This window comes from Pseudomonas sp. BE134 (assembly GCF_031456105.1).
Classification (GTDB): Bacteria; Pseudomonadota; Gammaproteobacteria; order Pseudomonadales; family Pseudomonadaceae; genus Aquipseudomonas.
In genome coordinates this window covers 90,461-104,884 of sequence record NZ_JAVDUA010000006.1, presented here as the reverse complement: position 1 = coordinate 104,884, position 14,424 = coordinate 90,461, and the positions used below count along the sequence as shown (strand labels likewise).

Genomic DNA, 14,424 nt, shown 5'->3' with positions numbered 1-14,424 from the left:
CTCAAACCCCCTCTAAACCGCCCCTCTGCCTCTTGGCACAGCTCCTGCTATAGCCCCCACAGGCCGCGTTTAAACGCGCTCCACAAAAACAATTAAATGAAGGATCCTTCAATGGATAACTCAAACGCCCTGCCCCTTGGGTCGGTTGCCGCGCCCGCCAAAGCAAGAACCACCGCCAGCCGCATCAAGTCGATCTTCAGCGGTTCGGTCGGCAACATGGTCGAGTGGTATGACTGGTACGTTTACGCCGCCTTCTCCCTGTACTTCGCCAAAGCCTTTTTCCCCAAGGGCGACACCACCGCCCAGCTGCTGAACACCGCCGCGATCTTCGCCGTGGGCTTCCTGATGCGCCCGATCGGTGGCTGGCTGATGGGCCTCTACGCCGACAAGGCCGGTCGCAAGAAAGCACTGATGGCTTCGGTGTACCTGATGTGTTTCGGCTCGCTGCTGATCGCCCTGAGCCCGGGTTATGAAACCATTGGCATCGGCGCACCGATCCTGCTGATTTTCGCCCGTTTGCTGCAAGGCCTGTCGGTCGGTGGCGAGTACGGCACCTCGGCGACTTATCTCAGCGAGATGGCGACCAAGGATCGTCGCGGCTTCTACTCCAGTTTCCAGTACGTGACGCTGATCTCCGGTCAACTCATAGCGCTGGCGGTACTGATCGTATTGCAACAGGTGCTGACCACCGAAGAACTGTACGCCTGGGGCTGGCGCATCCCGTTCGCCATCGGCGCGTTGTGCGCGGTAGTCGCGCTGTACCTGCGTCGCGGCATGGAAGAAACCGAGTCGTTCACCAAGAAAGAGAAAGCCAAGGAAAGCGCGATGCGCACCTTGATGCGTCATCCCAAGGAACTGATGACCGTGGTCGGCCTGACCATGGGTGGCACCCTGGCGTTCTACACCTACACCACCTACATGCAGAAATACCTGGTGAACACGGTCGGCATGAGCATTTCCGACTCCACCACGATTTCGGCGGCCACGCTGTTCCTGTTCATGTGCCTGCAACCGATCATCGGCGGGCTGTCAGATAAAGTCGGTCGTCGGCCGATCCTGATTGCCTTCGGCATTCTGGGGACGTTGTTCACCGTGCCGATCCTGACCACGCTGCACACCGTTCAAACCTGGTGGGGAGCGTTCTTCCTGATCATGGCGGCGCTGATCATCGTCAGCGGCTACACCTCGATCAACGCCGTGGTGAAAGCCGAACTGTTCCCCACCGAAATTCGTGCACTGGGGGTCGGTTTGCCATACGCCCTGACCGTGTCGATCTTCGGCGGCACCGCTGAATACATCGCGCTGTGGTTCAAGAGCATTGGCATGGAAACCGGGTACTACTGGTATGTGACGGCGTGTATTGCCGTGTCGTTGCTGGTGTATGTGACCATGAAAGATACCCGCAAGCATTCGCGGATCGAGACGGACTGACAGCTGGATTGTCAGTGGCTTGACGGGCCCCATCGCCGGCAAGCCGGTCTCGCTCCCACATTGGATCGGTGTACACCGGCCCTTTGTGGGAGCGATCCTGTTAGCGATTGAGTCAACGCGGTATTCGCTACTTCGCCACCGCCCGGACCACCGACAAATCCGGCGCAACCACCCGCCGCTGACTCAAATACCGCATACAACTCACCCGCAAAAACGACGCAAAGTTCACCACTTCCCCGCGATAGTCCATCACCTCCTCATACAGCTTGGCGATCAGCTGATTGGTGGTCATACCGTCGACTTCGGCGATTTCGCTGAGGATGTCCCAGAACTGATTCTCCAGCCGCAGGGTGGTGACCACCCCGCAGATACGCAGCGAGCGGGAGCGCGATTCGTAAAGGATCGGATCGGCCTTGACGTAGAGCTCGCACATGGACAAGTCCCTCGTTACAACGTGATTTGGGTGCCCAGCAACCCGAGGAAACCGGCAAGCCAGCTCGGGTGCGCCGGCCAGGCCGGGGCTGTGGCCAGATTGCCTTGAACATGGCCCTGCGTCACAGGAATGTCGATGAACGTACCACCCGCCAGACGCACTTCCGGAGCACAGGCCGGATACGCGCTGCACTCGCGCCCTTCGAGAACGCCGGCCGCCGCCAGCAATTGCGCGCCATGACACACGGCAGCAATCGGCTTGCCAGCCTTGTCGAACGCGCGCACCAGGTCCAGGACTTTTTCATTCAGGCGCAGGTATTCCGGCGCACGGCCGCCCGGGATCAGCAGTGCGTCGTAGTCGGTTTCCGCGACTTTGGCGAAGTCGAAGTTCAGGGCAAACAAGTGGCCGGGCTTTTCGCTGTAGGTCTGGTCACCTTCGAAATCGTGGATGGCCGTGCGCACGGTCTGGCCGGAGGTTTTGTCCGGGCAAACGGCATGGACGGTGTGACCGACCATCAGCAATGCCTGAAACGGCACCATCACTTCGTAGTCTTCGACGTAATCGCCGACCAGCATCAGGATTTTCTTGGCAGCCATGGGGAGGACTCCTCTGGGGGAACATTCGCAGGAGTATTCAAGGTAGTCCTTATCCAGAGGGTCGGGTAATAACCAGCTACTACCTGATGGACCGAGTCATCGTTCATCGCGGGCAAGCCACGCTCCCACATTAGGTGATCGCATTCCAATGTGGGAGCGTGGCTTGCCCGCGATGGGGCCCTCAAACTGTACGGATAAGTCTGCGCCTAGCTGTAACAGCGCAGCCAACGCGGTTTGTGGCTAGATGAAGACAATTCCCCCACTCTGAACTCTGGTTACCAACATGTCCTCGCGCGAAAACACCGGCATGGCCCTCGGCCTGCTCGGTGTTGTGATCTTCAGCCTCACCCTGCCCTTCACACGGATCGTCGTGCAGGAACTGCATCCACTGCTCAATGGCCTCGGTCGGGCGCTGTTTGCGGCGGTGCCGGCGGCGATGCTGTTGCTGTGGCGACGGGAGAAATGGCCGACCTGGAAACAGGTCAAAGGCCTGACGCTGGTGATCGCCGGCGTCATTCTCGGTTTTCCGGTGTTGTCGGCCTGGGCCATGCAAACCTTGCCAGCGTCCCACGGTGCCTTGGTCAATGGCCTGCAACCGCTGTGTGTGGCGCTGTACGCTGCGTGGTTGTCCCACGAACGACCGTCAAAAGCGTTCTGGGCCTGCGCCGCGCTGGGCAGTGCGTTGGTGCTGGGTTACGCGCTGATCAGCGGTGCCGGCAGCATTCAGGCCGGTGATTTGCTGATGCTCGGGGCAATTGCGGTGGGTGGTCTGGGTTACGCCGAGGGCGGGCGGCTGGCCAAGGAGATGGGCGGCTGGCAGGTGATCTGCTGGGCGCTGGTGTTGTCGACGCCGCTGTTGATCGGGCCGGTGATGTACCTGGCGCTGCAACATCAGGGCGAGATTTCGGCCAAGACCTGGTGGGCGTTTGGCTATGTCTCACTGTTCTCGCAGTTCATCGGCTTTTTTGCCTGGTACGCCGGGCTGGCGATGGGCGGAATTGCCCGGGTCAGCCAGATTCAACTGCTGCAAATCTTCTTCACCATCGCCTTCTCGGCGCTGTTCTTCGGCGAACACATCGAGCCGATCACCTGGCTGTTTGCTGCCGGAGTAATCGTGACCGTCATGTTGGGCCGCAAGACCGCCATCAAACCCCATGTGGGAGCGAGCCTGCTCGCGAAGGGGCCGTCACAGCCAACATAGATGTTGAATGTCAGTCCGCCTTCGCGAGCAGGCTCGCTCCCACAGGAGATCACAGTGTTTAGAGGTAGCCGTCGGCCCGCAGCAGGGTTTCGAGACAGTGCTCGCTGATGTGGTAAAAATCCTTCAGTTCCTGAATCTTCACCAACAGCTGGGCCGGGTCCACCGGCTCGGCGCGTTTGACCGCCAGGATCATCTTGTTCTTGTTGGTGTGGTCCAGTGAGATGAACTCGAACACCTTGGTTTCATAACCGCAGGCTTCGAGGAACAGCGCGCGCAAACTGTCAGTGACCATTTCTGCTTGCTGACCCAAGTGCAAGCCGTATTGCAGCATCGGCTTGAGCAGCGCCGGGCTCTGAATTTGCAGGCGGATCTGTTTGTGGCAGCACGGCGAGCACATGATGATCGACGCCCCGGAGCGGATGCCGGTGTGAATCGCGTAGTCGGTGGCGATGTCGCAGGCATGCAGCGCGATCATCACGTCCAGTTCGCTCGGCGCAACGCTGCGCACGTCACCGCACTTGAACACCAGCCCCGGATGCTCAAGCTTCGCGGCGGCGGCGTTACACAGGTTGACCATCTCCTCGCGCAGCTCGACGCCCGTCACCATGCCTTCGGCGTTCAAGGTGTTGCGCAGGTAGTCATGGATGGCGAACGTCAGGTAACCCTTGCCCGAACCGAAATCCGCGACCTGTACCGGCTTGTCCAGCGCCAACGGCGAAGTGGTCAGCGCATGGCTGAAGACTTCGATGAACTTGTTGATCTGCTTCCACTTGCGCGACATCGCCGGAATCAGTTCGTGCTTGCTGTTGGTCACGCCGAGGTCCGCGAGGAACGGCCGGCTCAGGTCGAGGAAGCGGTTCTTCTCGCGGTTATGTTCGGCGGACGGCACTTCACGCAATTGCTGAGGTTTGCTCTTGAACAGTGAAGACTTGCCCTTTTTGCTGTATTCGAGCTGGGCTTCGTCAGTCAATGACAGCAAATGCGCATTTTTGAACGACGCCGGCAGCAGCGCGGCGATGGTCGCCACGCCCTCTTCAATCGGAAGATTTTTGGTGATGTCGCGGGTTTTGTAGCGGTAGACGAAGGACAGGCAAGGCTGATCCTTGACCGTCAGCTGCTTGATGATCAGACGCTGCAAATCCATTTCAGTACCGACGTACTTGGCCAGCACCAGCTTGATGAAGGCGTTGGCGTCGAGGCTGGTTTGCAGCAGGTCGATGAACTGGGCGTGGTGATCCGGCGCGAGGCTGGCGGGGTTGACGGTGACGGACATGGGCAAAACGGCCTCGGGCGGAGCGAATCGGGGAATGGCGGGTATTTTAGGGGGGATGGCCGTTCGGGACACGCAGTTATTTACCGAACGGCATGATCTGTAGCAGCTGGCGAAGCCTGCGTCCGGCTGCGTAGCAGTCGTAAAACCGCTGAGCACGGTGTTCCTGATGCACCGCGTGTGCTGATTTTACGACTGCTGCGCAGCCGGACGCAGGCTTCGCCAGCTGCTACGGGGATTGGGTTGCGGCTAGCCCAACACTACCAACCGGTTCGGCAGTTCATTACGCACTTGCGTCACCGGCACATGCACTTTGAGCAACTCACCACACGCCTCGATGCAGGTCACGAACCCTTGCAACGTCTGCCCCTGTTTCACCTGCCGGGTAAACGCCGCGACAATCCCCTCCCAGTTCTTGTTGTCCAGCCGCCTGGAAATCCCTTCATCCACCAGGATCTCCACATAGCGCTCCGCTTCGCAGACAAAAATCAGCATCCCGGTGCTGCCGGTCGTGTGGTGCAGGTTCTGCTCCAGGAATTGCCGACGCGCCAGGTTCGAGGCGCGCCAGTGCCGTACCGAGCGCGGAACCAGGTGCGTGGTGACTTTCGGAAGGCGGAACACCAGGCACAGCACGATAAAGGTGATCCATTGCACCAGCAGCAAACTGTGCAGGGTCAACCAGCCGGTCAGGTAATGCACGATCCCCGGCACCATCAGCGCCAGCAGGCTGGCCCACAGCAGCGGGATATATGCATAGTCGTCGGCGCGAGCGGCAAGCACGGTCACCAGTTCGGCGTCGGTGTCCCGTTCGACCCGGGCAATCGCCTCGGCGACTTTGCGTTGTTCGTGTTCAGTCAGTAACGCCATGTTTAAAAGTGCCTGCTCATTATTGTTATCACCAGCCGCCCGACGAACCGCCGCCCCCGAAACTGCCCCCGCCGCCGCTAAAGCCCCCACCTCCACCGCCGCCACCAAAACCACCGCCGCCAAAACCACCGCCCGAACCGCCCGACCCACCTCGGCCGGCCGGCAGAATGCCAAGCATCTGCAAGACAAAAAACGTCAGGATGAACAGCATCACCAAAAACACAAAAACGCCGGGATGGCGCGCCATGAAGTCGCTGTCCTCATCACCACGCGGTTCATAGACCGTCGACGGTTCATCCAGCGAACTGCCACCCAACACCACCAGCATCGCCGCGACCCCGTCGCTGATGCCTTTGCTGAAGTTGCCGGCCTTGAACGCGGGGGTGATCACCTGATTGATGATCACCGAACTTTGCGCGTCGGTCAGGCGGTCTTCGAGGCCATAGCCGACTTCGATACGCAATTTACGCTCGTCGCGCGCGACGATCAGCAGCGCGCCGTTGTTTTTATCTTTCTGACCGATACCCCAGGCGCGCCCCAGTTGGTAGCCAAAATCCGCAATGTCGGTGCCCTGCAAGTCCGGCAGCGTGACCACCACCAACTGCTCGCCGGTGGCGGTTTCATGGGCCTTTAGTTGCTGGGTCAGTTGCTCGCGCACCGACGGTTCGATCATCTGGGCGTTATCGACCACCCGTCCGGTCAGTGATGGAAACGTCAACTCGGCCTGCGCCGTCAGGGCGAACACCCAGAGCACCAGCATCAGCCCCACTTTCAACACGCGCATTGGCAACCTCATCCGTGGTGATGCTTGAGCCGATCAAAATTTCACTTCGGGCGCCTTGTTGGCGTCCGGTGTGGTCGCCTCGAAGGTTTCGCGGATCGGCAAATCGCTGTACATCACCGCGTGCCACAGGCGACCGGGAAAGGTGCGGATTTCGGTGTTGTATTTCTGCACCGCGAGAATGAAATCACGCCGCGCCACGGCGATGCGGTTCTCGGTGCCTTCAAGTTGCGACTGCAACGCGAGGAAATTCTGGTTGGCCTTGAGGTCCGGATAACGCTCGGACACCACCATCAAACGGCTCAAGGCTCCGGTCAGTTGATCCTGGGCCTGTTGGAACTGTTTGAGTTTTTCCGGGTTATCCAGCGTCTTGGCGTCCACTTGAATAGACGTTGCCTTGGCCCGCGCTTCGATCACTGCGGTCAGGGTTTCTTCTTCATGTTTGGCGTAGCCTTTGACGGTTTCTACCAGATTGGGGATCAAGTCGGCGCGGCGCTGATACTGGTTCTGTACCTGGCCCCACGCGGCTTTGGCCTGCTCATCGAGGGTCGGAATCGTGTTGATGCCACAGCCCGCGAGCAATGTGGTCAGCCACATCAAGGCTGCAACCTGCAGGCTTGAGCGATAGTGGTGTCTTGCATTCATCTGGGTCACTCCCTGGCACATTCCGTTGAAAAACAACCTGTACCCTTCTGACCGGGTACTTGGGGCATAATCTGCCGCCGCCACTGGATTGCATCGAGCCAATGGGCTAAAAGATGCCCCCAGCGCAAAACTCTGCGCAAGTGTGCATGCATTTACCTGAACAACAATAGTCGCTCCCTAACTTTTGGCTGACCGGCGCGTATTCACAGCCGTTTAGGCTTATGAGAAAACCATTCATGAAGAAGCTGTGTTTGCTGGGCCTGTTCGTCAGCCTGGCCAGTCATAACGTATTGGCCGCCACGACGCCCGCACCTCTAGAGAACAAGGACGCCTTCATCAGCAACCTGATGAAGCAGATGACCCTCGATGAAAAGATCGGCCAGTTGCGCCTGATCAGCATCGGCCCGGAAATGCCACGCGAACTGATCCGCAAGGAAATCGCGGCCGGCAACATCGGCGGCACGTTCAACTCGATCACCCGCCCGGAAAACCGTCCGATGCAGGACGCGGCCATGCGCAGCCGGTTGAAGATCCCGATGTTCTTCGCCTACGACGTGATCCACGGCCACCGCACCATTTTCCCGATCCCGCTGGCCCTGGCCTCGAGCTGGGACATGGACGCCATTGGCCTGTCCGGGCGCATCGCCGCCAAGGAAGCTGCATCGGACGGCGTCGACCTCACCTTCGCGCCGATGGTCGACATCTCCCGCGACCCGCGTTGGGGCCGTACGTCCGAAGGCTTCGGTGAAGACACCTACCTCGTTTCGCGCATTGCCGGCGTCATGGTCAAAGCCTTCCAGGGCACCGGTGCCAACGCGGCCGACAGCATCATGGCCAGCGTCAAACACTTTGCCTTGTACGGCGCGGTTGAGGGTGGTCGCGACTACAACGTGGTCGACATGAGCCCGGTCAAAATGTACCAGGACTACCTGCCCCCTTACCGCGCGGCGATTGACGCCGGTGCCGGCGGGGTGATGGTTGCCTTGAACTCGATCAACGGCGTGCCGGCCACCGCCAACACCTGGCTGATGAACGACCTGTTGCGCAAGGAATGGGGCTTCAAAGGCCTGGCGGTCAGTGACCACGGCGCAATTTTCGAGCTGATCAAGCACGGCGTTGCCCGTGACGGTCGCGAAGCCGCGAAGCTGGCGATCAAGGCCGGCATCGACATGAGCATGAACGACACCCTGTACGGCAAAGAGCTGCCGGGGCTGTTGAAGGCGGGCGAGATCGAGCAAAGCGACATCGACAATGCCGTGCGTGAAGTGCTCGCCGCCAAGTACGACATGGGCCTGTTCAAGGACCCGTACCTGCGCATCGGCAAGGCTGAAGATGATCCGGCCGACACCAACGCCGACAGCCGTCTGCACCGCGCCGAGGCCCGCGATGTCGCACGCCGCAGCATGGTGTTGCTGAAGAACCAGAACGAAACCCTGCCGCTGAAGAAAAGCGCAAAAATCGCCTTGGTCGGCCCGCTGGTCAAAGCGCCTATCGACATGATGGGCAGCTGGGCGGCTAATGGTCGCCCTGCGCAATCGGTGACCCTGTTCGACGGCATGACCAACGCACTGGGCGCGCAATCGACGCTGATATACGCCCGTGGTGCCAACATCACCAGCGACAAGAAGATTACGGATTACCTGAACTTCCTCAACTTCGACGCCCTGGAAGTGGTAGATGATCCGCGTCCGGCCAACGTGATGATCGACGAAGCGGTGAAAGCCGCCAAGGACGCTGACATCGTCGTTGCCGCCGTCGGCGAGTCCCGTGGCATGTCCCACGAATCGTCGAGCCGCACGGACATCAACATTCCGCAAAACCAGCGTGAACTGATCCGCGCCTTGAAAGCCACCGGCAAACCGCTGGTGCTGGTGTTGATGAACGGCCGTCCGCTGTCGATTCTCGAAGAGAATGAACAGGCTGACGCGATTCTGGAAACCTGGTTCACCGGCACCGAAGGCGGCAACGCCATCGCCGACGTGCTGTTCGGCGACTACAACCCGTCGGGCAAACTGCCGATCACCATCCCGCGCTCGGTGGGTCAGATTCCGACCTACTACAACCACCTGAGCATTGGCCGGCCGTTCACGCCGGGCAAACCGGGCAACTACACCTCGCAGTATCTCGATGACACCACCGGCCCCCTGTTCCCGTTCGGCTTCGGTCTGAGCTACACCGACTTCAGCCTGAGCGGCATGGCCCTGTCGTCGACCACACTGAACAAGACCGGCAAGCTCGACGCCAGCATCACGGTGACAAACACCGGCAAGCGTGACGGCGAAACCGTGGTGCAGTTGTACATCCAGGACGTGACCGGCTCGATGATCCGACCGCTCAAGGAACTGAAGAACTTCCAGAAAGTCATGCTCAAGGCCGGCGAACAGAAAGTCGTGCACTTCACCATCACCGAAGACGATCTGAAGTTCTACAACACCCAGCTCAAGTACGCTGCCGAGCCGGGCAAGTTCAACGTGCAGATCGGCCTGGACTCACAGGACGTGACACAGCAGAGCTTTGAATTGCTCTAACCCCCGAAACACCGCAACTGATCGTTCCCACGCTCCGCGTGGGAATGCAGCCCGTGACGCTCCGCGTCACTGGACGCGGAGCGTCCCCAGAGGCATTCCCACGCAGAGCGTGGGAACGATCTAACGGCTATCGGCGGCCATCCAGCAGGTTCACCACCAGCCGATCCACCCATCCCCAGACCCGTTGCTTGACCCGCCGCCACAGCGGTCGGCGTTGCCATGCCTCCAGACTGACCTCCTGGCTCTGCGCAAAGTCCCGCTCGAAACTCCCTGCCACGGCCCGCGTCAGCCCTGGGTCCAGCGCTTCAAGGTTGGCTTCCAGGTTAAAGCGCAAATTCCAGTGATCGAAATTGCACGAGCCGATGCTCACCCAGTCATCGATCAAGACCATTTTCAGGTGCAAGAAACACGGCTGGTATTCAAAAATCCTCACGCCAGCCTTGAGCAGTCGCGGGTAGTAGCGATGCCCGGCATAGCGCACCGACGGGTGATCGGTACGCGGCCCGGTCAGCAACAGGCGCACATCCACACCACGAGCGGCGGCACGGCGCAGTGAGCGGCGGACTTTCCAGGTCGGCAGGAAATACGGGGTCGCCAGCCAGATCCGTTGCTGGCCGCTGTTCAATGCGCGAACCAGCGATTGCAGAATGTCCCGGTGCTGGCGGGCGTCGGCATAGGCCACCCGGCCCATGCCCTCCCCCACGGACGGCACCCGTGGCAGGCGCGGCAAGCCGAAATGCGCGGCCGGTTTCCAGGCTCGCCGATGACGGTTGGCGATCCATTGGCGGTCGAACAGCAACTGCCAGTCAATGACCAAGGGGCCGGTGATTTCCACCATCACCTCGTGCCATTCGCTGGTGTCCTCACCCGGCGTCCAGAACTCATCGGTAACGCCCGTGCCGCCGACCACCGCCAGGCTTTGATCCACCAACAACAACTTGCGGTGATCGCGGTAGAAGTTGCCGATCCAACGCCGCCAGTTCAGGCGATTGTAGAAACGCAGCTCGACCCCGGCCGCCATCAGGCGCTGACGCAAGGTCAGGGTAAATGCCAGGCTGCCATAGTCATCGAACAGGCAGCGCACGCGCACACCGCGCTCGGCCGCCGAAACCAATGCTTGCACCATGGCCTCGGCGCAGGCGCCCGCCTCCACCAGATACAGCTCCAGCTCGACCTGTTCTTCGGCACGAGCAATCGCGACCAGCATGCGCGGGAAGAACTGCGGACCGTCGATCAGCAGCTCAAAGTGGTTGCCTTCACGCCAGGGAAAAATTGCACCGGCCATGTCAGCGCGCCGTGAAAATCAGTACCGCACTGACCGGTACCGACAGACTGATGACCGACAAACCGGCGATCTTGCGCAACGCTTCCAGTCCGGGCGCCAAATCGAAGTCCTCGGCATTAATGACCAGCGGTTGGAGCGTTACCACCTGAAAACGTCGATCGTCGAGACGCGTCGCCAGCAATTCGGCGTTGTAGGCGTGTTGCTTGCCATGCAGGTTGACGGTCAGCGGCAAGCGCAACTCCAACTGCGCGCCAGGCGCGAGGTCGTTGATGGGACGCAGGTCAATCTGCGCGGTGATCAATGCTTCGGGGAAGGTCTGGATCTCGAACAGCTCCTTGCGCATGCGTTCATCGCGCAACGGGATGCCGCTGTTGACCGACTCCAGCTCGACTTCCACCTCGGCCAGGCCATTGGCGTCGACTTTGCCGTGCAGCACCAGAAAGCGCAGCACTTCGGAAATGTTGGCGTTTTTGGTGCTGATGAATGACAGCCGTGAGGACTCACCGTCCAGATACCAATCGGCATGGGCCGACAGCGTGACGCCGGCCAACAGCAGGAACGTGAGGGTTTTGCGCAGGGAGCGGTTGAACATAGAGACTCGTGGACAGATGATCCGGTGCTGAACCTTAACCGTCCGTGAGCAAGATGCAAACCTGTAGCAGCTGGCGAAGCCTGCGTTCGGCGGCGAAGCCGTCGTCAAATCCTGCCTACTGGGACAATCTGAAACACCGCGGCGCCTGATTTCACGACGGCTTCGCCGCCGAACGCAGGCTTCGCCAGCTGCTACGGAATCAGACGGCATCCTTGGCGTTCGCCGAGCCACGCCGCGCTGTTGCTGCGGCCCATGCCACTGACGGTCACGCGTTTGTGGGTGGCGTCATCGACAAAGCGGCTGGTGGGGAGCCACTGCGTTACATAGCTGTGGCAATACCCGGCATCATTGTTCATCACATACCGGCACGAGCAATACTCCTTGGCGGTGTAGGCGCTGATGATGTCGGGGAAGGCCCGCAGCGCCACCCGCTCCAGCCAGCCCCAGCCAAGCAAGGCGATGAGCAGGATCAACAGCAACGTGCTGAACGGTCGGCGACGAATGAAACCGCGGCGTTTCATGGCTGCACCTGTTGCGCAAAAGCCTTGAGCACGAGTTTGAGCAAATCGTTGTGCTGGTAGCTGCCGTCGCGATCATCGCCATAGCGCACGATCACCAGGTGTTCACTGGGGATCACATACATCGCCTGGCCCCAATGGCCCAGCGCCGCGAAAGTATCGGCGGGGGCATCGGGCCAGGGTTGTGCCGCCCCTTCCACCGGGCGGTTGAGCCACCAGTGGCCGCCGGCCACGGCTTCGTCCTGGTGGGCTTGATAGTGGGCAAACGGTTCGCGATTGAAGGCGACCCAGTCCTTGGGCAGCAATTGGCGATCCTGCCAGCGCCCCTCGCGGGCCATCAACAAACCGACTCGCGCCAGATCCCGAGCCGTGAGGCAGGCGTAAGAGGAAGCGACGAAGGTGCCCGTGGCATCGCTTTCCCAAACGGCATGACGGATGCCCAAAGGCTCAAACAACGCGGTCCATGGATAGTCCGGATAACGTGCCGGACCGACGATGTTTTTCAGCGCGGCGGACAGCACATTGCTGTCACCGCTGGAGTACCGAAAGGCCTGACCGGGTTTGGCGTACTCCGCATGATCGGCGGTAAAGGCGGCCATGTCCTGATGTCCACGGGTGTAGAGCATGGCCACCACCGAGGACTTTAACGGGGCATATTCGTAGTCTTCCTGCCAGTCCAGGCCCGAGGCCCAGTGCAACAGGTCGGCCAGGGTGACACCGGGGTGTTTTTGCATCGGTGGATAAAATGTCTGCACCGAATCCTGGCGTTTGAACAGGCCTTCGCCATAGGCCACCCCCATCACCGTGGCCATGAGGCTTTTGCTGATGGACCACGTCAGGTGTGGCGTGTCGGCGGTGGTCGGTCCGGCGTAGCGTTCGTAGATCAACTGGCCGTCGCGAATCACCAGCAAGGCGTCGGTGCGGATGCCTTTTCGGGTGCTGTCGTCGCGAGGTGGGAAGGCGTAGGTTTCCAGGGTTTGAAGCGCAGGCCCGGAGCTTGGCGGGCCGATGGACCATTGTTCGGCTGGCCAGTTTTCGGCGTGGGCCGTGAGGCCGAGCAGTAGCATGACGATCAGGGACAAGCCTTTGAACATGGCGTGGGCTCGGGAGGATTAACTCGCTGAGCCTAGTTGAGGTTGATGACAGTTTTGGAGTTTGTGTTGCCCTTGAGGCCGCCATCGTCGGAACGCCGCCCGGAGCCGGCTCGCTCCCACAGGGGAATGCATTTCAACATGTGGGAGCGAGCCTGCTCGCGAAGGGGCCAGTCAGATCGCTGCCAACGCTTTGACCAACCGCTTACCCCTGGCCCCCGACGCCAGATCCATCACCATGCGATCGCGCTGCCACATCGCCGCCCAATGCGGCGGCCCATCGGCCAGCGCCTGATCAATCTCGGCCTTGAGCCCCTCGAACTGGGCAAACAACCCACCCAGCAACACATGCCCGGCCGGGTTGTTCGGTGCCTGGCGGCTGACTTCCGCGCACCCGGCCAGCAGCGCCAGCAACCGCAGTTGCAAGGCTTGCGGCCAGTCACTGTCCTGGCCAATGCCATACAGCCACGCCGTCATGGCGCTCAATACGTAAACATCTTCAAGGGTGCGGAACGGTTTGACGTAGGCATCCCAACCGTCCCCCGCCAACAACTCGCACAGGGCATTGTCGAGAAACAATCGGCCGTGGCTGATGTCCGGTATCAACGCGATGTCCGGGAGTTTTTCCAGGCGCACGCCCGGTTCATCGGGGTAGACCACCGCCAGACTCAGGCGCGCCTCTTCGCCGGGCGCTTCACTGCGGGCGGCGATCAACAGCCACTCGGCGGCATCGCCGGCGGTGACGAAATCCTTGCGCCCGCTCAGGTGCAAATCGGTGAGGCGGGTTTGCATGTCCGCCGGTCGCAGGCTGCGCTGCTCGGTCGCGCACAACGCGCCGAGGCTCAGCGGTGCACTCGGCCAGAGCATCCGCAACGCCGCCTGATACCCCACCAGAAACGCCAGCCCCGGCGTGGCCATCAGGCGTGCGCCCGCCACCGCCAACTCGAACGGTGTCACCGGGCCCAATTGATCCAGCAAGGTCGCGAATCCTTCTGCCAGGTCCGGGTTGGCGGGCAGGCGTTCGCGGCGCTTCAACAGGGTTTGCCAGGGCATAAGAGGCTCCTCAAAGGCTGTCATATAAGCATCACCAAAGCTTAATGGCGATGACACTGGGGCTACATAGCCTGACCTTGCACAAAACGGCTGCATAAAGAAAGTCGATCCGCTGTAACCCACGTCAGGTGAG

At 60.6% G+C, this 14,424-nt stretch carries 14 protein-coding genes; 3 read left to right on the top strand and 11 right to left on the bottom strand.

Annotated features, from left to right (window positions below):
• Positions 1 to 111 precede the first annotated feature (111 nt).
• On the top strand, positions 112 to 1,431 hold the full coding sequence (locus tag J2Y56_RS07350; protein ID WP_007945632.1) for an MFS transporter: 1,320 nt from the start codon (positions 112 to 114) through the stop codon (positions 1,429 to 1,431).
• A gap of 127 nt (positions 1,432 to 1,558) precedes the next feature.
• Here the strand turns inward: J2Y56_RS07350 and J2Y56_RS07345 are convergent, their stop codons facing one another.
• Positions 1,559 to 1,864, bottom strand: coding sequence for a ribbon-helix-helix domain-containing protein (locus J2Y56_RS07345; RefSeq protein ID WP_007945633.1), 306 nt, complete (start codon positions 1,862 to 1,864; stop codon positions 1,559 to 1,561).
• Positions 1,865 to 1,878: 14 nt separating this feature from the next.
• Positions 1,879 to 2,460, bottom strand: coding sequence for a DJ-1/PfpI family protein (locus tag J2Y56_RS07340; RefSeq protein ID WP_007945634.1), 582 nt, complete (start codon positions 2,458 to 2,460; stop codon positions 1,879 to 1,881).
• A 283-nt stretch (positions 2,461 to 2,743) separates the two neighbouring features.
• Here J2Y56_RS07340 and J2Y56_RS07335 point away from each other — a divergent pair, with 283 nt between their 5' ends.
• A complete protein-coding gene (locus tag J2Y56_RS07335; protein ID WP_150779363.1) occupies positions 2,744 to 3,661 on the top strand; it encodes a DMT family transporter in 918 nt (305 codons plus the stop codon).
• A 58-nt stretch (positions 3,662 to 3,719) separates the two neighbouring features.
• Here the strand turns inward: J2Y56_RS07335 and J2Y56_RS07330 are convergent, their stop codons facing one another.
• The 4 genes from J2Y56_RS07330 to J2Y56_RS07315 all read right to left on the bottom strand — a co-directional run bounded on the left by J2Y56_RS07330 (position 3,720) and on the right by J2Y56_RS07315 (position 7,224).
• The gene (locus J2Y56_RS07330) at positions 3,720 to 4,934 is read right to left on the bottom strand and encodes an SAM-dependent methyltransferase (protein WP_310349518.1); all 1,215 of its coding nucleotides are present in this window, start codon (positions 4,932 to 4,934) and stop codon (positions 3,720 to 3,722) included.
• Between the two features lie 246 nt (positions 4,935 to 5,180).
• Positions 5,181 to 5,798 carry a TPM domain-containing protein gene (locus J2Y56_RS07325; protein WP_007945637.1) on the bottom strand — a complete coding sequence of 206 codons (618 nt, stop codon included), beginning with the start codon at positions 5,796 to 5,798 and terminating at the stop codon, positions 5,181 to 5,183.
• 28 nt (positions 5,799 to 5,826) lie between these two features.
• Positions 5,827 to 6,582, bottom strand: coding sequence for a TPM domain-containing protein (locus tag J2Y56_RS07320; protein WP_310349514.1), 756 nt, complete (start codon positions 6,580 to 6,582; stop codon positions 5,827 to 5,829).
• 33 nt (positions 6,583 to 6,615) lie between these two features.
• A complete protein-coding gene (locus tag J2Y56_RS07315) occupies positions 6,616 to 7,224 on the bottom strand; it encodes a LemA family protein (protein WP_310349512.1) in 609 nt (202 codons plus the stop codon).
• 236 nt (positions 7,225 to 7,460) lie between these two features.
• On the opposite strand from J2Y56_RS07315, the gene bglX reads away from it, so the two are divergent.
• Positions 7,461 to 9,752, top strand: a complete 2,292-nt coding sequence (gene bglX / locus J2Y56_RS07310; RefSeq protein WP_310337158.1) for a beta-glucosidase BglX — start codon at positions 7,461 to 7,463, stop codon at positions 9,750 to 9,752.
• A gap of 127 nt (positions 9,753 to 9,879) precedes the next feature.
• Here the strand turns inward: bglX and J2Y56_RS07305 are convergent, their stop codons facing one another.
• The 5 genes from J2Y56_RS07305 to J2Y56_RS07285 form a co-directional block, all read right to left on the bottom strand.
• On the bottom strand, positions 9,880 to 11,037 hold the full coding sequence (locus J2Y56_RS07305; RefSeq protein WP_310349510.1) for a phosphatidylserine/phosphatidylglycerophosphate/cardiolipin synthase family protein: 1,158 nt from the start codon (positions 11,035 to 11,037) through the stop codon (positions 9,880 to 9,882).
• A 1-nt stretch (position 11,038) separates the two neighbouring features.
• Complete coding sequence (locus tag J2Y56_RS07300) at positions 11,039 to 11,629, bottom strand: YceI family protein (RefSeq protein WP_310349508.1); 591 nt, start codon at positions 11,627 to 11,629, stop codon at positions 11,039 to 11,041.
• A gap of 191 nt (positions 11,630 to 11,820) precedes the next feature.
• Entirely contained in the window at positions 11,821 to 12,150 is a 330-nt protein-coding gene (locus J2Y56_RS07295; RefSeq protein WP_007945643.1) for a hypothetical protein, read from the bottom strand.
• A complete protein-coding gene (locus J2Y56_RS07290; RefSeq protein ID WP_310349505.1) occupies positions 12,147 to 13,241 on the bottom strand; it encodes a serine hydrolase in 1,095 nt (364 codons plus the stop codon). Before J2Y56_RS07290 ends, J2Y56_RS07295 begins: the two co-directional genes overlap by 4 nt.
• A 171-nt stretch (positions 13,242 to 13,412) precedes the next feature.
• The gene (locus J2Y56_RS07285) at positions 13,413 to 14,291 is read right to left on the bottom strand and encodes an acyl-CoA dehydrogenase family protein (RefSeq protein WP_310349503.1); all 879 of its coding nucleotides are present in this window, start codon (positions 14,289 to 14,291) and stop codon (positions 13,413 to 13,415) included.
• Positions 14,292 to 14,424 lie beyond the last annotated feature (133 nt).